This is a genomic window from Nonomuraea sp. NPDC049421, assembly GCF_040677005.1.
Lineage (GTDB): Bacteria > Actinomycetota > Actinomycetes > Streptosporangiales > Streptosporangiaceae > Nonomuraea > Nonomuraea salmonea.
Genome location: NZ_JBFAQA010000018.1, coordinates 171,678 through 194,038 on the forward strand (window position 1 = coordinate 171,678; position 22,361 = coordinate 194,038).

Annotated in this window: 25 protein-coding genes and 1 pseudogene; 12 read left to right on the plus strand and 14 right to left on the minus strand. The window is 70.4% G+C overall.

Translation table 11 applies throughout. The annotated features are described in order from the left end of the window. Positions 1-11 precede the first annotated feature (11 nt). Both AB0K18_RS28755 and AB0K18_RS28760 read right to left on the minus strand, forming a co-directional pair. A complete protein-coding gene (locus AB0K18_RS28755) occupies positions 12-446 on the minus strand; it encodes a hypothetical protein (RefSeq protein ID WP_364920117.1) in 435 nt (144 codons plus the stop codon). Positions 447-662: 216 nt separating this feature from the next. Further along, positions 663-1,262, minus strand: coding sequence for a TetR/AcrR family transcriptional regulator (locus AB0K18_RS28760; protein WP_364920120.1), 600 nt, complete (start codon positions 1,260-1,262; stop codon positions 663-665). A gap of 93 nt (positions 1,263-1,355) precedes the next feature. Here AB0K18_RS28760 and AB0K18_RS28765 point away from each other — a divergent pair, with 93 nt between their 5' ends. The 4 genes from AB0K18_RS28765 to AB0K18_RS28780 all read left to right on the plus strand — a co-directional run bounded on the left by AB0K18_RS28765 (position 1,356) and on the right by AB0K18_RS28780 (position 3,233). Continuing rightward, on the plus strand, positions 1,356-1,721 hold the full coding sequence (locus AB0K18_RS28765) for a DUF4267 domain-containing protein (RefSeq protein WP_364920122.1): 366 nt from the start codon (positions 1,356-1,358) through the stop codon (positions 1,719-1,721). A gap of 56 nt (positions 1,722-1,777) precedes the next feature. Continuing rightward, positions 1,778-2,326 (plus strand): GtrA family protein, encoded by a 549-nt coding sequence (locus AB0K18_RS28770; RefSeq protein ID WP_364920125.1) that lies wholly within the window; start codon positions 1,778-1,780, stop codon positions 2,324-2,326. A 154-nt stretch (positions 2,327-2,480) separates the two neighbouring features. Continuing rightward, positions 2,481-2,963, plus strand: a complete 483-nt coding sequence (locus tag AB0K18_RS28775) for a carboxymuconolactone decarboxylase family protein (protein WP_364920128.1) — start codon at positions 2,481-2,483, stop codon at positions 2,961-2,963. A gap of 63 nt (positions 2,964-3,026) precedes the next feature. Further along, positions 3,027-3,233, plus strand: a complete 207-nt coding sequence (locus AB0K18_RS28780) for a hypothetical protein (RefSeq protein WP_364920240.1) — start codon at positions 3,027-3,029, stop codon at positions 3,231-3,233. 21 nt (positions 3,234-3,254) lie between these two features. On the opposite strand, the pseudogene AB0K18_RS28785 reads toward AB0K18_RS28780, so the two are convergent. Next, positions 3,255-3,464: pseudogene (locus AB0K18_RS28785) on the minus strand (SDR family oxidoreductase); the annotation flags it as partial. A 19-nt stretch (positions 3,465-3,483) separates the two neighbouring features. Here AB0K18_RS28785 and AB0K18_RS28790 point away from each other — a divergent pair. The 6 genes from AB0K18_RS28790 (at position 3,484) to AB0K18_RS28815 (ending at position 10,570) form a co-directional block, all read left to right on the plus strand. Further along, on the plus strand, positions 3,484-3,813 hold the full coding sequence (locus AB0K18_RS28790) for a hypothetical protein (RefSeq protein ID WP_364920131.1): 330 nt from the start codon (positions 3,484-3,486) through the stop codon (positions 3,811-3,813). A 21-nt stretch (positions 3,814-3,834) separates the two neighbouring features. Continuing rightward, the gene (locus AB0K18_RS28795) at positions 3,835-6,042 is read left to right on the plus strand and encodes an NACHT domain-containing protein (protein WP_364920135.1); all 2,208 of its coding nucleotides are present in this window, start codon (positions 3,835-3,837) and stop codon (positions 6,040-6,042) included. A gap of 250 nt (positions 6,043-6,292) precedes the next feature. Then, entirely contained in the window at positions 6,293-7,303 is a 1,011-nt protein-coding gene (locus AB0K18_RS28800) for a DUF418 domain-containing protein (RefSeq protein ID WP_364920138.1), read from the plus strand. Positions 7,304-7,335: 32 nt separating this feature from the next. Further along, positions 7,336-8,076, plus strand: a complete 741-nt coding sequence (locus AB0K18_RS28805) for a MerR family transcriptional regulator (RefSeq protein WP_364920141.1) — start codon at positions 7,336-7,338, stop codon at positions 8,074-8,076. A gap of 64 nt (positions 8,077-8,140) precedes the next feature. Continuing rightward, positions 8,141-9,652: an alpha/beta hydrolase gene (locus tag AB0K18_RS28810; protein WP_364920143.1), complete on the plus strand. Its 1,512-nt coding sequence runs from the start codon at positions 8,141-8,143 to the stop codon at positions 9,650-9,652. Positions 9,653-9,766: 114 nt separating this feature from the next. Further along, positions 9,767-10,570: a hypothetical protein gene (locus AB0K18_RS28815; protein WP_364920145.1), complete on the plus strand. Its 804-nt coding sequence runs from the start codon at positions 9,767-9,769 to the stop codon at positions 10,568-10,570. Here AB0K18_RS28815 and AB0K18_RS28820 read toward each other — a convergent pair. Beyond that, positions 10,539-11,429, minus strand: coding sequence for a YihY/virulence factor BrkB family protein (locus AB0K18_RS28820; RefSeq protein WP_364920148.1), 891 nt, complete (start codon positions 11,427-11,429; stop codon positions 10,539-10,541). The two genes, AB0K18_RS28815 and AB0K18_RS28820, sit on opposite strands and share 32 nt — an antisense overlap. Before the next feature lie 189 nt (positions 11,430-11,618). On the opposite strand from AB0K18_RS28820, the gene AB0K18_RS28825 reads away from it, so the two are divergent. Continuing rightward, positions 11,619-11,831 (plus strand): hypothetical protein, encoded by a 213-nt coding sequence (locus AB0K18_RS28825; protein ID WP_364920151.1) that lies wholly within the window; start codon positions 11,619-11,621, stop codon positions 11,829-11,831. Here AB0K18_RS28825 and AB0K18_RS28830 read toward each other — a convergent pair. Genes AB0K18_RS28830 through AB0K18_RS28875 form a run of 10 tightly spaced genes read right to left on the minus strand, consistent with a single transcriptional unit; the run spans position 11,828 to position 21,366 of the window. Further along, positions 11,828-12,442, minus strand: a complete 615-nt coding sequence (locus AB0K18_RS28830) for a nuclear transport factor 2 family protein (RefSeq protein WP_364920152.1) — start codon at positions 12,440-12,442, stop codon at positions 11,828-11,830. The genes AB0K18_RS28825 and AB0K18_RS28830 overlap by 4 nt on opposite strands. Then, positions 12,439-13,875 carry an aldehyde dehydrogenase family protein gene (locus AB0K18_RS28835; RefSeq protein ID WP_364920154.1) on the minus strand — a complete coding sequence of 479 codons (1,437 nt, stop codon included), beginning with the start codon at positions 13,873-13,875 and terminating at the stop codon, positions 12,439-12,441. The genes AB0K18_RS28830 and AB0K18_RS28835 overlap by 4 nt, the downstream gene beginning before the upstream one ends. 12 nt (positions 13,876-13,887) lie before the next feature. Further along, on the minus strand, positions 13,888-14,550 hold the full coding sequence (locus AB0K18_RS28840; protein WP_364920156.1) for a 3-oxoacid CoA-transferase subunit B: 663 nt from the start codon (positions 14,548-14,550) through the stop codon (positions 13,888-13,890). Further along, the gene (locus AB0K18_RS28845; RefSeq protein WP_364920158.1) at positions 14,547-15,209 is read right to left on the minus strand and encodes a 3-oxoacid CoA-transferase subunit A; all 663 of its coding nucleotides are present in this window, start codon (positions 15,207-15,209) and stop codon (positions 14,547-14,549) included. The genes AB0K18_RS28840 and AB0K18_RS28845 overlap by 4 nt, the downstream gene beginning before the upstream one ends. Further along, positions 15,206-16,399: a thiolase family protein gene (locus AB0K18_RS28850; protein ID WP_364920160.1), complete on the minus strand. Its 1,194-nt coding sequence runs from the start codon at positions 16,397-16,399 to the stop codon at positions 15,206-15,208. The genes AB0K18_RS28845 and AB0K18_RS28850 overlap by 4 nt, the downstream gene beginning before the upstream one ends. A gap of 27 nt (positions 16,400-16,426) precedes the next feature. Beyond that, on the minus strand, positions 16,427-17,509 hold the full coding sequence (locus AB0K18_RS28855; RefSeq protein WP_364920163.1) for an ABC transporter substrate-binding protein: 1,083 nt from the start codon (positions 17,507-17,509) through the stop codon (positions 16,427-16,429). Further along, the gene (locus AB0K18_RS28860; protein WP_364920166.1) at positions 17,506-18,465 is read right to left on the minus strand and encodes an LLM class flavin-dependent oxidoreductase; all 960 of its coding nucleotides are present in this window, start codon (positions 18,463-18,465) and stop codon (positions 17,506-17,508) included. Before AB0K18_RS28860 ends, AB0K18_RS28855 begins: the two co-directional genes overlap by 4 nt. Further along, on the minus strand, positions 18,466-19,557 hold the full coding sequence (locus AB0K18_RS28865) for an ABC transporter substrate-binding protein (protein ID WP_364920169.1): 1,092 nt from the start codon (positions 19,555-19,557) through the stop codon (positions 18,466-18,468). It abuts the gene before it with no gap. 15 nt (positions 19,558-19,572) lie between these two features. Then, positions 19,573-20,439, minus strand: a complete 867-nt coding sequence (locus AB0K18_RS28870; RefSeq protein WP_364920172.1) for a hypothetical protein — start codon at positions 20,437-20,439, stop codon at positions 19,573-19,575. A 36-nt stretch (positions 20,440-20,475) separates the two neighbouring features. Continuing rightward, positions 20,476-21,366: a DUF6282 family protein gene (locus AB0K18_RS28875; protein ID WP_364920175.1), complete on the minus strand. Its 891-nt coding sequence runs from the start codon at positions 21,364-21,366 to the stop codon at positions 20,476-20,478. Positions 21,367-21,576: 210 nt separating this feature from the next. Here AB0K18_RS28875 and AB0K18_RS28880 point away from each other — a divergent pair, with 210 nt between their 5' ends. Next, positions 21,577-22,356, plus strand: a complete 780-nt coding sequence (locus tag AB0K18_RS28880; RefSeq protein WP_364920177.1) for a helix-turn-helix domain-containing protein — start codon at positions 21,577-21,579, stop codon at positions 22,354-22,356. Positions 22,357-22,361: the final 5 nt, after the last annotated feature.

Below are 22,361 nucleotides of genomic sequence, written 5' to 3' on the forward strand. Positions count from 1 at the left end.
GTGGCAGCCGATCACTCCGCGCCTCGCGGGCGTCGAGGAGCGCGTCCATGTGCGTCTCGGCCCAGGCGCGGGCCGCGCAACAGGCGGGCCAGGACCAGGGTGCTGAGGGCGAACATCAGGACGCCTAAGGGGACGTGGAGCGGGGTCAGGCCCGCGATGCCCGACGCCACCTGCACCGAGGCCAGGACGAGGAAACCGGCGGCGTACAGGATGGGGCGGGGGCCGCCGCCGCCGGGACGCCAGGCCAGGACGGCGGCGAGCAGGTACAGCACGGTCGTGCCGTACGCCACGTACGAGCCGATGTGGTGCAGCTCCGACTCGTGGGACGAGGCCAGCAGCACGCCGGCGGTGGTCGCCTGGAAGAAAATGGCCACGGTCTGTACGGCGACCGCGATCCTCATGAAGGTGCGGCCGCCGGTCGTCGCGGTCGTCGTCTGCGCGGTCATGGGTGTTCCTTCCCTGGCGGGGGGCTGTCGGAGGGTGAGCGTCGTCTCGGAGGCGACGTGGGTCAGCTCCTGCCTGCTCGGCGCCCCTTCGTCCACAAGACGCCCGCTCCGGCGGCCGCGTGACATCCGCAGCCGGTGGCGTTCGTCACAATTGTGATCGGAGGTGAGGAACCCGGCGGACGATCACCATGGCGGAAAGTGAGGCCGCGCGCATCCTCACCCCGCCCGCCCGGAGCCCGCCGGCTCCTGGGTGAACCTGGCCAGGAGGACCGCCAGCCTGTGCTCCTGGACCTCGCGGGGGATGCGGCCGCCGCGCATCAGCGTGACCTGGCCGTGCAGGGCGGCCCAGAGGATCTCGGCCAGCATCTCGGGGGCGGTGTCATGGGCGTAGGGGCGTACGGCCGCGACGAACTCGCCGAACGCCTCCTTCAGCGCCGGCGGGGCCTCCGGGGTGGCGAAGGGCAGGTCGACGCGGCGGCTGAACATGGCCTCGTAGAGGGCGGGCCGCTGCTCGGCGAAGGCCACGTACGCGGTGCTGAGCCCGGCGAGTGCGGCGGCGGGGTCGTGGGCGGCGGTGCGGGCGGCACGTAGCTCGGCGGCCAGGTCGGTGATGCCCTCTAGGGCGACGGCGGTGACGATGGCGTCCTTGCCCTTGAAGTGGCTGTAGAGCACCGGCTGGCTGTATTCGACCTCCTCGGCCAGCCGTCGCGTGGTCACCGCCTCCCAGCCCTCGGTCTCGGCCAGCTCGCGCGCGGCGGCGATGATCAGCTTCTCCCGCTGGGCGCGTTCGCGTTCCTTACGGCTCTGGATCGACATGACGTCGAATCTAGCATCGCTAGAAGTATTGCCGTCGCTCTGCTAGCTTCGTATTTGTTCCTAGCGCTGCTAGTTTTTTTTGGGAGTCACGTCATGCTCACCGTTGTCGCCTACGGCCTCGCCATCCTCATCAACGCGCTCTGCCTGCTCATCGGGGTCCGTTTCCTGTTCCAGCCGTACGCGGCCGCCACCGGCTACGGGGTGCCCGCCACGACCGACCGCGCGTACCTGACGATCAAGGGCGTGCGCGACGGCACGTACGGGCTGATCGGCCTGGCTCTGCTGGCTTTCGTCGGCGCGCAGGCCGAAGCCTGGTTCATGCTGCTCGCCGCCTTGGCGCCGCTGGCCGACACCGTCATCGTGCTGCGCAACGGCGGCACCAAGGCCACCGCCTTCGGCGTTCATTTCGCCACCGCGGTCCTCGTCCTGCTCGACGCCGCCCTGCTGTTCGCCGTCTGACCCACGTCCACCGATCCGCCGCGAGGCCGGGGCGGCGGGTCTAGGATGACTGCCTCATGAGCAGATCGAGGCGCGTCGAAAGAGCCGCATTCGCCATATTGCCGAAGTTCCTGCACGGCCTGGTGTGGAGATACCGCGAGATGCTGAAGTTCGCGGTGGTGGGCGGGGCGGCGTTCCTGGTGGACAACGCGGTCTTCTACGGCCTGAAACTGACCGTCCTGGAGCCCAAGCCGGTCACCGCCAAGGTCATCGCCGTGCTGGTGGCCACCATCGTGTCGTACGTCCTCAACCGCGAATGGTCGTTCCGCACGCGGGGCGGCCGCGAGCGCCATCACGAGGCGGCGCTGTTCTTCCTGGTCAGCGGCGTCGGTCTGGTGCTCAGCTCAGTGCCGCTGTGGATCTCCAGGTACGTCCTCCTCCTGGAGACCCCGCACGTCACCCTGCTCACCCAGGAGATCGCCGACTTCACCAGCGCCCAGCTCATCGGCACCCTGGTCGCGATGATCTTCCGCTTCTGGGCGTTCCGCAAGTGGGTCTTCCCCGACGAAGAAACGAACCCCCGCCACCTCCACCTCGCCCCGGCCCCCAAGGACGAGGCGGCATGACGAGGACCTGTGCTCTCACCGCAGCAGCAGTCATCCTGGTCGCCTTCACGGGCTGACCGGACCGGCCGTTGCCCGGGGTCGATGGCGGAGGTGTCACAGGGGGAGGTCGGCTCTCGTCTTATAGGTGACTGCTGACCACACCAAGGAGCACATCATGGAAGCCCGTCTCGACGTCATGAGCCAGCCGACCACCGGCAAGCTCGTGAAGCACCTCATGTCCGCCGGCAAGATCCTGCAGGAGAGCGGCCTGCCGCAGAGCACCCAGGAGCTCGTGGCGCTGCGCATCAGCCAGATCAACGGCTGCGCCGTCTGCGTCGACATCCACACCAGGAACGCCGTCCAAGCGGGCGAGAAGCCCGAACGCCTTCACATGGTCGCCGTCTGGCGGGAGGCGACGAGCTTCACGGAGGCCGAGCGTGCCGCCCTGCGGCTGGCCGAAGAGGGCACCCGCATCGCCGACGGCGCCCCGGGCGTCACCGACGAGACCTGGGCCCAGGCCGCCGAGCACTACGACGAGGACCAGCTCGCCGCCCTGGTCTCCCTCGTCTCCCTCATGAACACCGTCAACCGCCTGAACGCCATCACCCGCCGCCCCGCCGGCGGTCACCGTCCTGAGCCCGTGCCGTCCTCGGTCTGAGAACTGGCCCGGCGCACGGGACGTACGCGATCATGGGGGTGACCCGAACCCCCTGGAGAGCGCATGAAGTGGTTCACCGGCCGGCGCATCGTGTTACTCGGCTGGAGCGGTTTCGTCTTCGGGCCTGCGCTGCTCAACGTCGCCGTCGACGTCATGGAGGACCCGGGGCAGATCACGGCCGAGTACGTGACGATGCGCCTCGCGGTCTACGTGGTCTTCTGGTTCGCGGGGGTCGCCCTCATCAGGCGGTTCATGCGTCACCAGGGGTAGACGCCGCCCCACCCGCCTAGGAAGCCAGCCGGGTGACACGGCGTTCACCCTGATCGGCGTGTCGCGCAGCTCCTCGGCGTACATCAGGGTGACGGCGTTGAGCGCGGCCTTGGAGGAGTTGTAACCGAGCAGCGTCGCGTACGCGCGGTCGACGAGGGCGGTGGCCGCCTCGACGGTGGCGGGGGCGGTGACGTCCAGATGGAGGGACCGGGCGTCCAGCCCCTCCGCCACGAGCTGCGACGCCGCCTTCGTGCCGCGCTCGGGGTCGCGGGCGCAGAGGAGTACGACATTCCTCCGCAGTCGCCGCGAACTGGTGCGGCCCCAGGACGTGGGCCTGGAGGCCGGCCGTCGCCGCCGTACCCCCGGGCTGCGTCGCGAGGAGGTCGCCCACGTGACCGTACGCCACTCCCTGCGCAAACGGCTCAACCACCCGGTGATGGGGCGGCTGGAGCTCGACTGCGGATCCCTGCACGTGCCCGGGTCGGACCAGTGGGTCGTGTTCTACACGGTCGCGCGGGCCTCACCCTCGTACGAGGCGTTGCGACTGCTCAAGGAACCTCGCCGAGGATACTCCGGCTGAGGTCCTGCGAGCGATCGTGACATGAGCGACGATGGCGCTATGCCGGGACGCCTTGTGAAGTGGATGGGCATCGCCCTGTTCATCGCCGTGGCAGGCGGAATGGCCCTCTATCTCTCCCGAAGGGAACCGGCGGAGGCCGACCAGTCGGCCAGCGTGATCAGCGCGTTCATCAGTCTGGTCGCCTTGGCGCTCACGATCTACGGTCAGTACGCGGAGCGCCGCGCCCGACCGGCTCCGGCGAACGCGGAAGAGGGTCTCGCGGCCGCCAAGAAGCTGCTGGCCACTCGGGTGTTCGAACAATGGAGCACCGAGGCGACCATCCGCTTCCTCGACAATCCAGGGCCCATCCCCATCTTCTGGCATTTGGTCGGCGACTCGGGTCTGATGGACCATCCGCATCTGGTCGGCGATCATCTGCTGACCTTCAGCGGCTCCAGCAGCAAGGCCTCCGAGCTGGCGCGCGCTTTCCGCCGCCTGCACCGCCGCCGCCTGGTCATCACCGGCGGCCCCGGCACCGGCAAGACCACCCTGGCCATGCAGCTCCTTCTGGAGCTGGTCGCCGCCGACCGGGATCCGGCCGATCCCGTGCCGATGCTGATGCCGGTCTACGGTTGGGACACCAGCAAGCACCCACGGCTGCAGGACTGGGTCGCCACCCGTCTTGCCACCGACTACCCCGAGCTGAACGCTCCGGCGTACGGAAACGACGCCGCCAGGGCGCTGGCGATGCACGGTCACGTCCTACCTGTCCTGGACGGTCTGGACGAAATGCCGAAACCGGCGCGAGTGGCGGTGATCTCCACGCTGAACCGGTGGCTGGCCAGCGGCGACCAGTACATCCTCACCAGCCGCACCACCGAGTTCGCCGCGGCCGTGGACCAGGCGGGGGAGGTGCTGCGGGCCGCCGCGGTCATCGCCCCCGCCACAATCACCGCCGAAGTCGCCGAGAACCATCTGCGCGATTGCCTGCCGCGAGTGCCTCGCCACGACTGGACCCCCATCTGGTCCGCGCTACGCGACGGCTCCAGCCCGAGCCTGAGCCGGGTGACGGAGACCGCGCTGGGCTTATGGCTCATCCACGCCGTGTACATCCCCCCAGAAACCGATCCCGCCGACCTCGTCGACACCGACCGCTTCCCGACCAGCGGCACACTGCGAGCCCACCTGTTCGACGCCCTCATCCCCAACCTGCTCAAAGCCCGGGAGACCGTCGAACCACACCGTCCCCTTCAGGACCCCGACAAAGTACGGCAGTGGCTGAGCTACCTGGCTCACCACCTCACCCACCACTCCGGAGACGGGGACGACGGCCGCCGCGACTTCGCTTGGTGGCGCCTCGCCGCCACGACCGGCACCATGACGCTCACCACCCGGCTCGCCCTCGCTGCCGCCGCAACCCTTGCGGCCGGGCTCATGTTGGGGCTGGCGTTCGGGTTGGTGGACTGGGCGGAGGATGCGTACCTGACCGAGAAGGAGCAATACCTGAGCGAGTTTCCGCTCGCCCTGCTGGGGCTCGCGGTTGGGGCGATGGTCGGCGGCTATCTCGGCCGGAACGCAGGGTTCTGGGCTGAGGACGGGCCCGGCTACGCCGATCTGCGCATCCGCCGCCGCCTTGCGACCTTGGTCGGCCGATTCCTGCGCTACTTCGCGTTCGGGCTTATGGGAGGGCTCTCGCTCTGGCTCATCGGGTCACTCATGGACGGGATGCCGATTGACGTTGCGGGGATCTTCGCCTGGTTCGGGATCGCCACCGCGCTCATGATCTGGCTTGCGGTCGAAATCCCACAGTGGGCGGACACGCCGCCCCCGTCCAGCCCCATCGTCACCCCCATCGACAGCTGGCGGGCCAACCGCGTGCTCAACCTGCTCCGCGTTTCCATCAGCGTGTTCGCGGGCGGGCTGTGGCCTTTGCTCATCAGCTTGGGTCCGGCCTCGGGTGGAGAGCGGCTCGACCCCTGGATGGCCGCTCTGGTGTGGTTCACGCAATCCCTCGCGTACGCGCTCGCGAGCGCGCTGACGTTCGGGATCGCCGGCCGGCACCGGGCCTGGTGGGCGTACCTGGTCGCGAGCGGCAAATTGGCCTGGGCCGGTCACCTGCCGCGCCGGCTGATGCCGTTCCTGGACGACTGCCACCGCCTCGGCCTCCTGCGCGCGGTCGGCCCCATCTACCAGTTCCGCCACGCCGAACTCCAGGATCACCTCGCCGCCGGCCATCGACCGCCGAGTTGACGCCTCCGTTCACTGGGCCGGTCGGGAGAGCGGGATGACGGTGCGCACCTTGCCGCCCGGGCTGTGCCGGACGCGGTGGAGGACCCGCACGTGATCACCCCGGTCGGTCAGATCTTCGACCACATCGCCCCCGACGGCACCCTGGCACCCGACCCTCCCCGCTGAGCGCCCTGATGTGGCCGAAAGCAGGGTCATCGACCCTGCTTTCGGCCGGTGCCCGGCACCGGGCGGCCCGGCAGCATGAGGATCCATGTCACGCGAAGACCTGCCCAGTGCCTCGCCTCCTCAAGGTTCCCCGCACCACGCGCCCGCCTCAGGACGGCCCCGTATCGTCGCGCTCGACGTGCTCCGCGGGTTCGCGTTGTGCGAGATCCTGCTCGCCAACGTCCAGCTCATGGCCACCGGTGGCTCCGCTGTCGCGGTGCAGCCCATGGGCGACTGGGACCCGTGGCTCGGGCTGCCGATCTTCTCCCTGCTGTTCGGCATCGGGTTCGCGCTGCTCCTGGACTCCGCCGCGGGCCGCGTCGCCCGTCCCCGGGTGGTGCTGCTGCGCCGGCTCGCGGCGCTGCTCGTGATCGGCCTCCTGCACATGCTGCTGTGGCCGGGCGAGATCCTGGCCGACTACGCCGTCGTCGGCATGCTGGTGCTGCTGCCCTCGACCTGGCTGCCCCGCCGGGCCACGGCGGGCCTCGCCGCCGTGCTGATCGCGGGGGCGCTCGTCCTCAGCGGGGGCGGGCCGCTGCTGATCGCCGGGCTGTTCCTGCTGGGCTCGGCACTGGTCCGGTACAAGGTGATCGAGAGGATCGAGCGGTCCACCCGAGGGCCGATCCTGGTGGGCCTGGCCTTCGCCATGGGCCTGGCCGCCGCTCTGTGGGTGCGGGACGGCATGCGGGCCGTCGGTGCCACGACGTACCTGACCTCGATGTCCAGCCTCGCCGACCTGCTGCTCGTCGGCGTGTACGTGTGCGGCCTGCTGGCCCTGCTCAGAACGCCGCTGCGTCCGGTGCTGCGGTTCGTGCTCGCGCCGCTGGGCCGGACGGCGCTGACCCACTACCTGGGCGCCACCCTCCTCGTCCTGGCGGCCGCCCGCGTCCTCGGCCTGCCGATCGGCGAGTCCTTGGCGGCGGCGTACTGGACGGCGGGCGTCATCCTGGCGGCCCAGTGGCTGTTCTCCGCCCTCTGGCTGCGCCGCCACCGTCAGGGCCCCCTCGAATGGCTCTGGCGCTGGGCGACCTGGGGCCACCGGCCGTCCGTCTCGTAGCATGGCGATTCCGCGACGGAGGGAGCAGACGGGTGCGTAGCAGCGAACTGGCCGCGCTCGCCGGCGTCACCATCCGCACCCTGCGCCACTACCTCGCGATCGGGCTGCTCGACGAGCCGGAGCGCTCGGTCAACGGTTACCGCGACTACGACGTACGCCATCTGGTCCGGCTGCTGCGGATCACCCGGCTGACCGAGCTGGGCCTGCCGCTGGCCGCGCTGCCCGCCGTGCTGGACGACCCCGAGGCCGCCGAGACCATGCTCGCCGAGCTGGACCGGCGGACCGCCGCCGAGATCGAGCGGCTCACCCGCAGGCGCGAGTCCATCGCCCGGCTGCGCAGCGAGGGCGCCATGCCCGACCTGCCGCCCGAGATGGCCGCGTTCGGGCCCGCCATCAGCGCCGTCGCCGGCGTCGCCCCCGATCTGGCGCGGAACGAGCGCGAGCAGGTCGTCCTGCTCTCCCATCTGCTCGGCGAGCACGGGACGTCCGCGTTCGCCGACGCCCTGGCCCGCAACGCCATCTTCACTCCGGCCACCGCCGAGCTGCTCCAGCGCTTCGCCGAAGTCGGTCCCGGCACCCCGCAGGAGGACTTGGAGCGGCTGGCCGACGACATGGCGGCGCACTACCGGCCGCTGCTGGAGAACTGGCCGGACATCGCGTTCGGCGCCGACGTCTCCGAGGCGCTGTCGTCGTACGGCGAACACACGCTCAACGAGCAGCAGCAGCGGGTGAACGAGCTGTTCGGCCGGAGGGTGGCGAGCTGGCCGGCTTGACCAGGACGCGACGTCGTAGTTTTGGCTGTTCTCCACGCGATCACCCATCACGTGGAGAGAACACATGCCGTTCCGTACAAGATCGTCCGCCGTCGTGGGAGCGCTGACGCTGCTGCTCAGCGCCTGCGCAGGACAGACCGCCACGGCGGACATCGACCGCTTCTACGAGCAGAAGCCGTCGTTCACGCCCTGCGACCCGGAGCTGCCGCCGGGCGTGCCGGCCGTCAAGGCCGAGTGTGCGCGCCTCAAGGTGCCGCTCGACTACCGGAAGCCTCAGGGCGAGCAGGCGGAGATCGCGCTGCTCCGGGTGCCCGCACACGGCAGGAACCCGATCGGTTCGCTCGTGCTCAACCCGGGCGGTCCCGGCTTCCCCGGCACCGGCCACGCGGCCCTGACCGCCGCCGTCTGGGGCACGTCACCGATCACCGAACGCTTCGACCTGGTCGGCTTCGACCCCCGCGGCGTCGGCGCCTCCACGCCGGCCCTCGACTGCTACACCGACGCGGAACGTGACCGCGACGCCAAGCTCTCCTCGATCCCCGCCGGCCTGGACGACTGGACACGTCAGGAGACCCGCCGCCTCGCCCAGCGGTGCGCGAGCCGCTCGGGTGGCAAGGAGGTGCTCGCGCACGTCGGCACCCGCGACGTCGCCCGCGACATGGACATCCTGCGCCAGGCCCTGGGCGACGCCAAGCTGTCGTACGCCGGCACCAGCTACGGCACCCGCCTCGGCGCGGTGTACGCGGAGATGTTCCCGGGGAAGGTGCGCGCGCTGGTGCTCGACGGGGCGATGGACCCTTACGCCGGTACGCACGAGCGCCGCGTCCAGCAGGCGGCCGGGATGCAGGCCGCGTTCGAACGCCTGGCCGCCTCCTGCGCGAAGAAGCGGGCCTGCCCGCTCGGCACCGATCCCGGGCGGGCGACACGGGCGTTCCAGAAGCTGGCCAGGCCGCTGATCGACAAGCCGGCCCGGACGTCGGACGGGCGCGAGCTGACGTTCGGGCAGGCGGTGGAGGGAGTGACCGCCGCGCTCTACACCGAGGCCGGCTGGCCCGCCGCCATCAAGGGCATCGCCGAGCTGAGGTCCGGCAAGGGCGACACCCTGATGCAGCTGCGCGACGGCTACCACGGGCGCACCGCCGGCGGCCACTACCCGGACGCGCTCGAAGCCGCCCTCGCGATCAACTGCCTGGACGAGGAGCGCCACACCCCGCGGCAGGAGACCGCGCTGAACCGGGCGTGGTTCGAGGCGGCGCCGTTCACCGACCCGGCCCGTCCGTACAAGGAGGTGCGGGACGGCTGCGAGCAGTGGCCGGTCAAGCCGACGCTCGGCTACCCGTACGCCACGGACGTCAAGGGCCTGCCCCGCACGCTGACGGTCTCCGTCACCGGTGACCCCATCACGCCGCACGCGGGCGGCGTCAAGCTGGCCGAGGCGCTCGGCGGCAGCCTGCTCACCGTCGAGGGGGAGCAGCACGGCGCGATCCTGACCACGAACGCCTGCGTCGGCCGGGCCGTGGCCGACTACCTGATCGACCTCAAGGCGCCGGCCGAAGGGGCCCGCTGCACGCTCTGACGGGTCAGCACATCACCCACTTGATCGACTTCGACGGCTGGCCTTTACGTGGTTTTTCGGGGGGCGTTGGTTACGTGGTGATCCGGACCTCGTTGATCCACTTCTGGGAGCGTCGTGAAGCTGAAGACCGTTCTGACCGCGGCGACCGTGGTCACCTGCCTGTCCGTGCTCACCCCGCCGGCGGTCGCGAGCCCCGCCCCGCCCGATCCCGCCCCGCCCGATCCAGCCCCCGGCGGGCCGCAGCGTCCGTACGAGCCCGACGTCGAGGGTACGAAGAACATCGACTCGTTGTCGGTGACCGCGACCCGCGGCGCCGGCCGCAGCGTGACGATCGCCTTCGACCGGAGCAGCCGGGCCGAGACGGGGGAGGTTCCTGCCGGGGCGCGGCGGTTCGTGTTCCTGTTCGACCGGTCGGTGAGCTTCAACCCTGAAGCCTTTCCCACGTGTACGCGTACCGTGATCGAGGAGCAGGGCGCGCAGGCGTGCCCGGCGGGGTCGCGGATCGGCGGCGGGCTCGGGACGTCCGCGGACGGGCAGTCGCAGGAGGTGCTGGCCTTCAACACGCGGGTGGGGCGGTCGCCAGGGGTGCTGGTGGTGCTGACCGGCTCCGGGGCGGTCCTGGAGCAGACCTTGGAGCGGGTCGCGGACCCGTACCGCGAGGACTACCGGTGGGCCCTGGACGAGATCCTGCCACCCACGTCCGTGCCCCCGAAGGACCGCGCGGGCACGATCCGCTTCCAGCTCTCCTTCGGCGCGACGCGCCGGCACCGAGGCCGCACGGTCGGCTTCGCCGAAACCACCGCCAAGCCGGGCGACCGGCTGACCTTCGGCCTGTGGAGCGAGTTCGTCACCGGCCAGGTCGTCCTGCCTGCCGCCCGCACCCCGCTCAAGAACGACGGCCGTTGGCCAGGTCCTTGACCTCTCCTGTGGTGCTGGTGGCGACCAGGGCGGTGGCGAAGAGGATGAGCTGGTTGAGCACCTTGAGGAAGAGCAGCATCGCGACCGCTCCCGTGACGACCTGGTACGCGGGATTGGCGGCCGTGAGGTTGAGCACGGCCTGGCCGAGCGTCTTGAGGATCTCCAGGCCGATCGTGATGACCAGCGCAGGCCCGACCACCCGCCGCGGCGACAGGTGCAGCCGTGGCGGCGCGGTCAGCAGCGCGACGGCCAGCACGGTGTTGACCCCGACGCCCAGCACGAACGCCGCCACCGGCAGCATCCACTGGACAGGGGCGGCCTGCACGCCCACGGTGTGGCCCGCGACCCAGGTCAGCAGCCATTCGGCGGAGAAGGCGACGGCGAGCGACAGCGCGAGCAGGAGCCCGAGCCCCGCCACGATGCCCAGGTCGATGAGCTGACGCAGGAAGAAGCGGCCCGGATACTCCTCCAGCCGCCAGATCGCCCTGGTCGCCGAGCGGAGCGTGTCCATCCAGAACAGGCCCGTCAGGGGGAGGGCCACGCAGGCCACGAGCCCGGCCGTGTCACCGGCGTCGCGCAGCGCCTGGACGTCCAGGCGCGGGAAGGTGTCGCTCAGGTAGAGCTGCACCTCGGCCAGCGCCGCCGGCGAGTGCAGGACCCGGCCGAGGATGGCGAACCCCAGCAGACCCAGGGCGAAGGTGGCGAAGAAGGCGTAGTAGGTGAGAGCGGCCGACAGCCGGCCGGCGTCGACCTGGTCGTAGCGGATCAGGGCGCGCGCCGTGTGATCCAGCCAGCCGTGCCGGCTCCTCGCGCTCTTCCAGCCCTCCGCCATCCGGCCGAGCCAGTGGCGGGCGCTCATGGCGAGGTCCGGTACGTCGGCGAAACGCGGCCATGAACGCGCGCCGCACCACGACGATCGCGGTAGCCGGAGACGCGGCCCCCTGGACCGGCACGGCGGACGTCTGCGCGGATCGCGGAGAGCCGGTCAGTACGGTGCACGGATGAATGGTGTCATAAGGCTGACACCCGGCTCCGCCATGATCGGAGCATGACAGGACCAGTGAAGAGACTCAGCCGGCTCCTCATCCTCGGACTCATCATCGTCGCCCTGCTGGTCGTCTACGCCGACGTGCTCATGCTGATCTCATTGCTCATCCGGTGGGACCTCGAACACGCCTTCTGGTTCGGCCTGACGGGCATCTTCTCCTTGGGCGTGAGCTTCTTCTTCTTTCTTCGCTCCAGAACCGGCGATGATCGTTAACCGGCGCCGTGGAGCCAGGCGGTCTCGCCCTTGTGGAATGCGTCGAGTTCGGCCGGGCGGTCGTCGCCGAGCAGGTCCTGGCTGACTGTCACGCCGCGGGTCGACTGGATCCAGGCGAGGAACCGGTAGGACGGCCGGAGCCCAGAAAGTGCGGCAGCGTCGACCGGGAGCGGCTCGCCCGCGTGGACGGGCCGCAGTTCGTCGCGTTCCAGCAGGACCTCGAAGCTCAGCAGCTTCCACCGCCCGTCCACCCGGACGGCACGGGAGAAGAACCGGCAGTAGGCGTGGAAGTCCACCTCCACCCCCTCCACCGTGGTCCGGTTGAAGATCTTGGCGGGGCTCTCGACGGTCGCCCGGTCGCCCTCGACCCGCGCGTAGGCGGGGAAGACCCAGTGCTTGCTGTTGCCGGTCCGCGCCATCCACGTCTTCGTCGCCTCGACGTAGGCGTCGCCGCCGCGTCCGTCGTACCAGGTGGTCCTGACGTAGGCGTCGTCGTGGAAGCAGTCGCGCATCACGTCGAAGAGCCGCTGGTCGCGGGCGAAGCGTTCCCGCCGCACCAGGTCGAAGAGTTCCTCGCGGTCCAGGAGGGCGGCCAAACGGTCAGGACTCACGATGACGTCCTCTCGTAACCGAGTACGGCCTTCACCTCGAGGTACTCCTCGAAGCCGAACCGCCCGAACTCGCGTCCGTTCCCGGACTGCTTGTAGCCGCCGAACGGCAGGCTGCGGTCGAACGGGGCGCCGTTGAGGTAGACGCGGCCGGCGCGGATGCGGTCGGCGACCCTGCGGGCGCGGTCGGGGTCCTTCGACTGGACGAAGCCCGCCAGCCCGTACGGCGTGTCGTTCGCGATCTCGACGGCCTCGTCCTCGGTGTCGTACAGCAGGATCGACAGCACGGGCCCGAAGATCTCCTCGCGCGCGATCCGCATCTGCGGCGTGACGTCGCCGAACACGGTCGGGCGGACGTAGAACCCCTTGTCGAGCCCATCGGGACGCCCAGGGCCGCCGGCCACGAGCGTCGCGCCCTCGTCGATCCCCGACTGCACGAGCCCGGTGACCTTGTCCAGCTGAGCCCGGCTCACCACGGGCCCCATCGTGGTGGCGGGGTCGGACGGGTCCCCGAGACGGACCTCCTCGACCGCCCGCCGCGCGGCGGCGTACGCCTGGTCGCGCTGCGAGCGGTGCACGAGCATCCGCGTGGGCGACTGGCAGTTCTGGCCGCCGTTGGTGTAGCACGCGTGCACCCCGGCGACGACCGCGGATTCCAGGTCGGCGTCGGGCAGGATGATGTTGGCCGACTTGCCGCCGAGTTCGAGCGCGACGCGCTTCACCGTGTCGGCCGCGAGCTTGGAGACCCTGATGCCGGCGCCGGTCGAGCCGGTGAGCGAGACCATGTCGACGCCGGGGTGCGCCGCGATGGCCTCACCGACCGTGGGACCGTCCCCGTTGACGAGGTTGAACACGCCGGGCGGCAGCCCTGCGTCGTGGATGACCTCGGCGAGCACCATGGCGCTGAGCGGCGCGATCTCGCTCGGCTTGAGCACCACGGTGCAGCCGGTGGCGAGGGCGGGGGCCACCTTCGACGCGACCTGGTTGAGCGGCCAGTTCCACGGCGTGATGAGACCGCAGACGCCGATCGGCTCACGCCGTACGATCCCGGCGCCCATCTCCTCCTCGAAGCGGTAGTCCGCGAGCACGCGGGCCGCCTCCTCGAAGTGGAACAGCGCCACCGTGGCCTGGCGCTGCGTCGAGAACGTGATCGGCGCCCCCATCTCGCGCGTCATCGTCCGGGCGATCTCGGGCAGCCGGGCACGGAAGCCGGAGACGATCCGCTGGAGGTACTCCAGTCGCTGCTCCACGCCGACCTGCGCGTACGTGGCGAAGGCCGCGCGTGCCGCCGCCACGGCGCGGTCGACGTCCTCGGCCGTCCCGAGGCTGATCTCGGCGAACGTCTCCTCGGTGGCGGGGTCGAGGACGCCCAGGGTCCGCGGCTCAGCGGGATCGACCCACGCGCCCCCGATGTAGAACTGGTGCCTAGTGGACACTCTCCAACCTCCTCATGGTGTCGCCGCGGTGAGCGGGACGTCGAGGCGCGAGCGGAGCTCGTGGAACGAGATCCCCCACGTCTCCCGGACGAGGACCTCGTCCCCGGTGATCTCGAACGTGGCGACGTCGGTGTAGATCCGGTCCACGCACCGCAGCGCGGTGAGCGGATACGTGCACTCCTTGACGAGCTTCGGCTCGCCGGCCCTGGTGAACAGCGTCATCAGCACGTAGACCTGCTTGGCGCCCACGGCGAGGTCCATCGCCCCGCCGACCGCCGGGATCGCGCCGGGATCGCCGGTGTGCCAGTTGGCGAGGTCGCCTGCCGCCGAGACCTGGTACGCGCCGAGGACGCACAGGTCGAGGTGGCCGCCGCGCATCATGGCGAACGAGTCGGCGTGGTGGAAGTACGAGGCGCCGGGCAGCTCGGTCACCGGGAACTTGCCGGCGTTGATCAGGTCGGGGTCGATCGCGTCGCCGGTCGCCGCCGGGCCCATGCCGAGCATGCCGTTCTCGGTGTGCAGGATGACCCCCGACTCCGGGGGGAGGTGGTCGCCGACGGTCGTGGGCTGGCCGATGCCGAGGTTGACGTAGGCCCCGCAGGGGATGTCGCGGGCGAGCACCCGGGCCATCTCGTCCCGCCCGAGGGGGCCGCGGTCGATGTGCTGAGCGGTCATGACGCCACCCGTACGATCCGGTCGACGTAGATGCCCGGGGTGACCACGACCTCGGGGTCCAGCGCGCCCGGCTCGACGACGTGCTTCACCTGCACGATGGTGGTCGTCGCGGCAGTGGCCATGACGGGCGCGAAGTTGCGCGCCGTCTTGCGGTAGACGAGGTTCCCGAGGGTGTCCGCGGTGTGGGCGCTGATGAGCGCGACGTCGGCGGCGATGGGCAGCTCCAGGACGTACGTACGGCCGTCGATCTCGCGGGTCTCCTTGCCCTCCGCGAGGAGGGTCCCGACCCCGGTGCGGGTGTAGAACCCGCCGATCCCGGCTCCGGCGGCGCGCATGCGCTCGGCCAGGTTTCCCTGCGGCACGACCTCCAGCTCGATCTTCCCGCCGCGGTACAGCTCGTCGAAGACCCAGGAGTCCGTCTGCCGGGGGAACGAGCACAGGATCTTGCGCACCCGCCCGGCCGCGAGCAGCGCCGCGAGCCCGGTGTCGCCGTTGCCCGCGTTGTTCGACACGACGGTGAGGTCCCGCGCTCCCTGCCGGATCAGCGCGTCGATCAGCTCGAACGGCAGGCCGGCCGTGCCGAAGCCGCCGACCAGTACCGTCGAGCCGTCGGCGATGCCGCCGACCGCCTCGTCGGCGGAGGCGCAGAGCAGCGTCATGCGACGTTCTCCAGCACGACCGCGAGGCCCTGGCCCACGCCGATGCAGATGGCCGCCACGCCCCATCGTTCGCCGGACTCCACGAGCCGCGCCGCGAGCGTCCCGAGGATGCGCCCGCCCGAGGCGCCCAGCGGGTGCCCGATGGCGATCGCCCCGCCCTTGGCGTTGACGAGCTCGGCGTCCCGCAGCCCGAGCTTGAGCCAGGCGTCGACGCAGGCGATCGACTGGACGGCGAACGCCTCGTTCAGCTCGACGGCGCCGACGTCCTCCCAGGCGATGCCCGCCCGCTTGAGCGCGTCGCCGGCGGCCTCGACCGGGGCGTAGCCGAACTGCTGTGGCTCCAGCGCCGACCAGCCGCGACCGGCGATCCGCGCGACCGGGTCACGGCCGATGGCCGCGGCGGCGCTCGCCGAGCCCAGCAGGACCGCGCTCGCGCCGTCGTTCAGCGGTGAGGCGTTGCCGGCGGTGATCGTCCCGTCGGACCGGAACGCCGGCTTCAGCTTGGCCAGCGCCTCCAGCGAGGTGCCGGGACGGATGCTCTCGTCCTGGGTCAGGTCGGCGCCGGGGACGGGCACCACGAGGTCGTCGTAGAAGCCCTTCGCCCAAGCCTGCGCCGCCAGGCGGTGCGAGCGGGCGCCGAACTCGTCCTGCCGCTCGCGCGAGATCGAGAACTTCTCCCGCAGCTGCTCGTTGCACTCGCCCAGCGAGACCGTCCACTCGGCGGGCATCCGCTCGTTCACCAGCCGCCAGCCCAGCGTCGTGGAGACGGCGGTGACGTCGCCCGCCGGGAACCGGCGCGACGGCTTCGGCAGGACCCACGGCGCCCGCGTCATCGACTCCACGCCGCCGGCGATCGCGATCTCCGCGTCGCCGGCCTCGATCATGCGGGAGGCCATCATGGCGGCGTCCAGCGACGAGCCGCAGAGCCGGTTCACCGTGGTGGCGGTCACCGAGACGGGCATGCCGGCCAGCAGCACGGCCATCCGGCCGACGTTGCGGTTGTCCTCGCCCGCGCCGTTGGCGTTACCCCAGAACACGTCGCCGACCAGGCCGGGATCCAGGCCCGGCGAGCGGTCGAGCAGTCCCTTCAGCGCGGTCGCGGCCAGATCGTCGGTTCTCGTGTCGGCCAGGGCTCCGTTGAACCGGCCGAACGGGGTCCTGACCGACGCGTACACGAATGAGCTGCTCATCGGAGCGTCTCCACTTCCTGCCCCCTCTCAGGAGGCGTCCTTCGCCTGCTTGCGGATGTCGTCGTAGGAGAAGTCGTTGATGGCGGCGAGCAGGTCGGTCGTGTAGATCTCCGTGGCAGGGAACGCCTTGTCCACGAGCCCGGCGGACGCCATGAACTCCACCATCCCGGTCGCCGCCTTCGCGTCGATCCGGCCCCACTCGCCGTCCTCGACCCCCTGGTCGGCCAGCCGGACCTGGAGGATCTTGACCTGGGACGCCATCGCGTCCTTCTCCGGTCCGCCGCCCCGGGTCTCCGGGTGAAGCTTCCACAGGTCGCGGATCGCGGCCTCGGGGTTGGCCTGGGCGAAGGCGAAGCCCTTCGCGATGGCGCGGCCGAACCGCTCCAATACGTCCTTCCGCTCGGCGATCGTCTTCCGCGTCGCCGCGAACCCGCCGCCCCAGATGCCGGCGGTCTGGGGGACCGGCAACGGGGTGAGCCGGATCCCGGAGTCCTCGACGATCGCGTACTGGGTGTCCCAGAGGGCCAGCGCGTCGACCTGGCCGCTCTTGATGGCGTTGATCTGCTGGGCGCCCGCGCCGATCGGCACCAGGCCGGCGGCGTTCTCGCCCATCCCGTTGAGTTCCATCGCGGTACGGGCGAACGTCCCGCCCGAGCTGGCCACCGCGGTCACGCCGATCTTCCTGCCCTTCAGGTCCGCGACGCTGCGCACATCCGAGCCCTGGGGCAGCTGCAGGCTGTAGATCCAGTGCGGGTAGTACGACGCGAAGTAGGCCAGGTCCAGGTTCTTGGCGTGACCGATGGCGACCGGCTCACCGGTCATCAGCGCGACGTCGGCGCCCCCGGCGGCCAGCTGCTGCGCCGACTGCGTGCCGGAGGGGAACAGCTGGACCTCGACGTCGAGCCCCTCGTCCGCGAAGTAGCCCTCGGCCTCGGGCACCACCAGGGTGGTGTAGCCGGCGTTCCAGCTGGGCGCGCTCAGGGCGAACGTGACTTTGTCGAGGCCGGCGCCGCCCGCCGGGTCGCCCCCCTCCCCACCGCATGCGCCCAGCGTGGTCACCATGAGGATTCCTGCGAACAGGCCGGTCAGGCTCTTGAGCCGTCTCGTCATCGTCGGTCTTTCCCATCGGAGCTCGTGATCGTGTCGTGCCAGTGGGGGAGGACGTGCCGCCCGACGAGGTCGAGCGTGTGGCGGGCGACCTCCGGCGGCGTGCCGAGCGGGGCGACCCGCAGCTGGACGGACGTGACTCCCGCCCGTACGTACCGGTCGATCGTCGCGTCGATCTCGTCGGGCGTGCCCACCATGGGAAGCTCAGGCTCGGCGGGGCCGTTCGCACCCGTCCACAGGCCCCGTTCGGTGTAGTAGCCGGTCGCGGCCTTCAGGTGGCGCGCGGCGAGTTCGCGGGCGGTGGCGGCGTCCTCGTGGACGACGCAGAACCTGGTGGTGGCGACCGTTCCCGCCGCCCCGCCGCGCCCCGACCAGTAGGCGGCCGCCTGCTGGAACAGCAGGTCGTCGCAGTAGTTCGTCGCGCCGTAGAAGCCGTCGGCGAGCGTCGCGGCACGACGGGCAGCGGCGGCCACCTTGCCGCCCACCAGGATCCGCGGCCCGCCGCGCCGCACCGGCGGCGGGACCGCCGCCGGCGCGTCGCCGGACCAGGCGTCGCGCAGCAGCTTCAGCGTGGCGTCGAAGGCCGCGCCGGCCGGGCCTGAGGCGGGCAGCCCGGCCCGGTGGGCGACCTCCGGGCCGCCGAGCCCGAGGCCGAGGGTGAGCTTCCCGCCGCACAGCTGGTCGAGCAGCGCGGCCTCGTACGCCAGCTTCTCCGGACTGTACGCGCGCAGGAGCAGCACCGCCGACCCCAGCGCCAGGGACGTCCGCCCGGCCAGATGCCCCAGGACCATCAGGACGGACGGAAGGTGGAACGGCTGAGCGGCCGCGTGATAGCTCTCACCCACCCACGCGGAGTCGAAACCGTGCCGCTCCGCGCGGGCGAGCAGCGTGACCGCGCGATCCACCTGCGGGCGGACCGGCTCCTGGGAGCTCAGGTCGAGCGCGACCCCCAGCCGCATTCAGCCGGCGCTCTCTGCTTGCTCGGCGACCTCGTCGTGGGAGAACTCGTTGAACGCCTTGAACATCGCGTCGGTGTAGATCTCCTTCGCCGGGAACTTCTTGATCAGCCCGGCCGAGGCCATGAAGTCGAGCGAACGGGTGAACGCGGCCTCGTCGATCCGGCCCAGCGTCTTGTCGTCGAAGCCCTGCCCGTCCAGGCGTACCTGGAGGACCTTGACCCCGTCGGCCAGCGCCTTCTCCTCCGGGTCCGACCCGCGGGTCTCCGGATGGAGCTTCCACAGGTCGCGGATCGCGGCCTCGGGGTTGGCCTTGGCGAAGACGAACGCCTTGGCCACCGCACGGCCGAACCGTTCGAGGACGTCCTTCTTGGCCTCCAGGTTCTTGCGGGTCGTCGCGAAGCCGCCGCCCCACGCGTCCGCCGTCTCCTTGACGGGCAGCGGCGTCAGCGTGACACCGGCGTTCCTGACGATCTGGTACTGGATGTCCCAGAGCGCCAGCGCGTCGACCTGGCCGCTCTTGATGGCGTTGATCTGCTGGGCGCCGGCGCCGATCGGCACCAGCGTGGCGCCGTTCTGGCCCAGCCCGTTGAGCTCCATCGCGGTACGGGCGAACGTCGCGCCGGAGCTCGCGACCGCCGAGACGCCGATCTTCTTGCCCTTCAGGTCGGCGATGCTCCGCACGGCCGAACCGTCCGGCACCTGGAGGCTGTAGATCCACTTCGCCCAGTAGGAGCTGAAGTAGGCCAGGTCCAGGTCCTTGTCGTGGCCGATGGCCACGGGCTCGACCGTCATGAGGCCGAGGTCGGCCCCGCCGCCGGCGACCTGCTGCGCCGCCTGGGTGGCCGACGGGAACAGGTTGGTCGTGACCTTCAGACCCTCCTGCTCGTAGAAGCCCTCGGCCTCGACGACGGCCATGACCGCGTAGCCGGCGTTCCAGCTCGGGGACGCCATCGCGAACGTCACCGGCGTCAGTTCGCCGGACTCGGCCGAGCCCCCGGATCCGCTGTCGGAACCGCACGCGCTCAGCGTTACGACCGCGCACAAGACGGCGACCGCACCACTGACGACTTTCACCGCTCGTCCGGTCTTCACGATGGAACCTGCCTCTTACTGGTTGGGGAGGGGGTAGGTGTCTTCGTTGAGCACGCGGCCCGGCGTCAGGGAGAAGTCCAGACGCGGCGGGCAGAAGATGTCGATCAACTGGTTGGTCCCCGGGCCGACGGCCTCGCTGGTGTGGATCATGGGCGGCGGGATCACGGCCACGGAAGGGCTGCCGCACTTCAGGTGCCGGTCCTCGCGCCACTCGCTGCGCCGCCTGGACCACGGGGTCCGCAGGTGGTGGACGTACTCACCTTCCACGGCGAGCGAGCACTGCTCGAAGTCGTCGTGGTCGTGCGGCGAGAGGGTGTCAGGATCGCGCGGGCCGATCCTGGGCGCCAGGAAGTTGATCATGAAGGTGCTGCACCGCACGATCTGGCCCGGGCGGATGGCGTCCTGCGTCACCTGCAGGTCGGCCAGCCGGTAGGCGCGGATGCGGTAGCCCTCCGGCGGGTCGGGCCACGGCTCGAACGGCTTGGTGTTGGGGTGCGGATCGGCGTACGCGTCCCGGTTGCGCGCCTTGTCCATCAGGTCGGTGGAGCGGGAGCTGAACAGCCGTACGACGGTGCAGTCGTCGACGCCGACGATCGCGCTGCTGCCCGGCGGGACCATCACCACGGCCTTGCCCGAGACCGACTCGGACTCCCGCGACGCACGGATGACGACGCCGCACTCCTCGTACGGGAGGATCACGACGTACTCGTCCGGCTGGTCATCCCGCTCCAGCACGTCGCCGGCGACCAGCGTCGTGTAGGCGAGGACGAAGTTGTGCCCGCGGAAGTACCACGTCGACGACCCGGCAGGGGTCGTCTCGTCGGGATCGCCCGTACCGAGGTCTGAGAACTCCACGTCGGGTGGGGTGGCCAAGGTGGTCATCGTCTGTCCTCATCTGTCGTAGGGGGGTGTGGTCGCTCAGTCGTCCAGGCCGAGCAGGAAGGCCGGGTTGTCGCAGAAGATCTGCCGCAGCGACCTCTCGTCCAGGCCGAGGTCCAGCAGCGCGGTCGCGACGCGGATGTAGGAGTCCACCGGCAGCGGCCGGTCCTTCTGGCCGAGGTCGGAGGCCATCACGGTGTGCTCGGGGCCGATCTTCTCGATCCAGTCCAGGAGGAGCCTCGGGTCCCACTTCTTGGTGCCCTCGGGGTCGTAGAAGCCGGTCTCGTGCTCGACGAACGCTCCGTAGCCGACCAGCTCACGGCACTTCGCCTCGTCCGCGCCGATGACGTAGTCGGGATGGTTGAGCAGCATCCTGGTGACGCCCTTGTCCTTGGCCGCGGCGAACAGCTGGGTGATCGACTCGGTCTCCATGTGCCCGCCGGTCACCATCGCACCGGTCTCCTTGACCAGGTCGAGCACCTCGTAGACCTCGGGGATGAGCTCGCCGTTCTCCTGGTGGACGTCGACCCTGGACGACGGCACCTCGACGCTGGCCGTGGGGAAGCCGACGCCCTCCGGATGGCACTCGATGTGCCGGCCGGCCGAGAACGTCGGAAACCACACGGCCTTGCCCCCCATGCGCAGGCACATGGCCACCGCCTGGGGGTTGATGCCGCCGATCATGCTGTTCAGGGTGATGCCGCCGAAGACCGGGGTCTTGATCTTCGCCAGCCGGTCGCTCATCGCGAGCAGGTCCATGACCGTGTTGTGGTGGTGGGACTTCACCAGCACGCCGCGCATGCCGAGCCGCTCGCCGTCCTTACCGGCCTCGGCGTGGTCGATCCGTCGGGGGAACGGGTTCGGGCCGGAATGACAGTGCAGGTCAACGCAGCCGTCGAGCAGCTTGATGATGGCGGGGGAGTCAGTCATGAAGTCTCCGGGTGTCGGCGGAAGTTCACATCATCGTTCGCATCACAGACTGAAAGTTCGCTATCCGGTCTGTCAATAGGGTGCGTACCGAAACACTTATCCGAAACACCTGGAAAACCTTGCAGCAATCCCGAAGGCGTGCATAACCTCTGTCCGTACTGCGAACTACGAGAACTCTCTACGGACATCAACGCAACGGGGTGGGGGCCTATGACGGAGCGCCAGGACGACAGACAGGTGACTGCTCGCGAGCAGGACATCCAGGCGGTGAGCCGGACCGCGCAGATCCTCGGACTGTTCGGTCCTGAGACACCGGAGCTCTCGGTCGCGGAGGCCACCCGCCGGCTCGGCCTCAACCGGACCACGGTGCACCGCTACTTCAGCTCGATGATCGGCTGCGGCCTGCTGGAGCGCGTGGAGGACTCCGCACTCGTCCGTCCAGGACGGTCGATCCTGCAGCTCGGCAGCTTCGCGCTGGGCCGGCAGCGCATCATGCAGATGGCACCGGCCCACATGCGCGAGCTCGTCCGCGAGATCAAGGTCAGCACCGTGCTGTCGCTGTGGGGCACCTCAGGACCGGTGGTCTCGCTGGTGGAGGAGGCCGAGCACCCCACCCTCGTGACGGTGCGGGTGGGCTCGCAGCTCGCGCTTGACTCCTCGCAGGCCAAGGTCTTCCTGGCCTTCCTCCCCGACCAGTTCAACGCCGACCGGCTCACCGGCAGCCTCCCCGAGCCCCAGCGCACCGAGACGCGCCGGCGCATCGAGGAGATCCGGCAGGCCGGCATGAGCAGCCACGTCAACCACCGCGGCATCTGCGTCGTCGCGGCGCCGGTGTTCGCGGCGACCGGGATCTGCGCCACGATCGCGGCTGTCGGCACCGAGCGGATGCTGCCGGCGGCACTGGACTCCCGGGAGGCCACGGCGTTGAAGGCCGTCTGCAAGCGACTGACCAAGGAGATGGGCGGCACGTGGCCCGAGGGGGCCGGCTGATCGCT

Excerpts from the sequence above, each read along its gene's own strand:
- AB0K18_RS28755 (WP_364920117.1), bottom strand. The coding sequence starts at position 446 with ATGACCGCGCAGACGACGACCGCGACGACCGGCGGCCGCACCTTCATG.
- AB0K18_RS28760 (WP_364920120.1), bottom strand. The coding sequence starts at position 1,262 with ATGTCGATCCAGAGCCGTAAGGAACGCGAACGCGCCCAGCGGGAGAAG.
- AB0K18_RS28765 (WP_364920122.1), top strand. The coding sequence starts at position 1,356 with ATGCTCACCGTTGTCGCCTACGGCCTCGCCATCCTCATCAACGCGCTC.
- AB0K18_RS28770 (WP_364920125.1), top strand. The coding sequence starts at position 1,778 with ATGAGCAGATCGAGGCGCGTCGAAAGAGCCGCATTCGCCATATTGCCG.
- AB0K18_RS28775 (WP_364920128.1), top strand. The coding sequence starts at position 2,481 with ATGGAAGCCCGTCTCGACGTCATGAGCCAGCCGACCACCGGCAAGCTC.
- AB0K18_RS28780 (WP_364920240.1), top strand. The coding sequence starts at position 3,027 with ATGAAGTGGTTCACCGGCCGGCGCATCGTGTTACTCGGCTGGAGCGGT.
- AB0K18_RS28795 (WP_364920135.1), top strand. The coding sequence starts at position 3,835 with ATGAGCGACGATGGCGCTATGCCGGGACGCCTTGTGAAGTGGATGGGC.
- AB0K18_RS28800 (WP_364920138.1), top strand. The coding sequence starts at position 6,293 with ATGTCACGCGAAGACCTGCCCAGTGCCTCGCCTCCTCAAGGTTCCCCG.
- AB0K18_RS28810 (WP_364920143.1), top strand. The coding sequence starts at position 8,141 with ATGCCGTTCCGTACAAGATCGTCCGCCGTCGTGGGAGCGCTGACGCTG.
- AB0K18_RS28820 (WP_364920148.1), bottom strand. The coding sequence starts at position 11,429 with ATGAGCGCCCGCCACTGGCTCGGCCGGATGGCGGAGGGCTGGAAGAGC.
- AB0K18_RS28825 (WP_364920151.1), top strand. The coding sequence starts at position 11,619 with ATGACAGGACCAGTGAAGAGACTCAGCCGGCTCCTCATCCTCGGACTC.
- AB0K18_RS28840 (WP_364920156.1), bottom strand. The coding sequence starts at position 14,550 with ATGACCGCTCAGCACATCGACCGCGGCCCCCTCGGGCGGGACGAGATG.
- AB0K18_RS28845 (WP_364920158.1), bottom strand. The coding sequence starts at position 15,209 with ATGACGCTGCTCTGCGCCTCCGCCGACGAGGCGGTCGGCGGCATCGCC.
- AB0K18_RS28850 (WP_364920160.1), bottom strand. The coding sequence starts at position 16,399 with ATGAGCAGCTCATTCGTGTACGCGTCGGTCAGGACCCCGTTCGGCCGG.
- AB0K18_RS28855 (WP_364920163.1), bottom strand. The coding sequence starts at position 17,509 with ATGACGAGACGGCTCAAGAGCCTGACCGGCCTGTTCGCAGGAATCCTC.
- AB0K18_RS28860 (WP_364920166.1), bottom strand. The coding sequence starts at position 18,465 with ATGCGGCTGGGGGTCGCGCTCGACCTGAGCTCCCAGGAGCCGGTCCGC.
- AB0K18_RS28870 (WP_364920172.1), bottom strand. The coding sequence starts at position 20,439 with ATGACCACCTTGGCCACCCCACCCGACGTGGAGTTCTCAGACCTCGGT.
- AB0K18_RS28875 (WP_364920175.1), bottom strand. The coding sequence starts at position 21,366 with ATGACTGACTCCCCCGCCATCATCAAGCTGCTCGACGGCTGCGTTGAC.
- AB0K18_RS28880 (WP_364920177.1), top strand. The coding sequence starts at position 21,577 with ATGACGGAGCGCCAGGACGACAGACAGGTGACTGCTCGCGAGCAGGAC.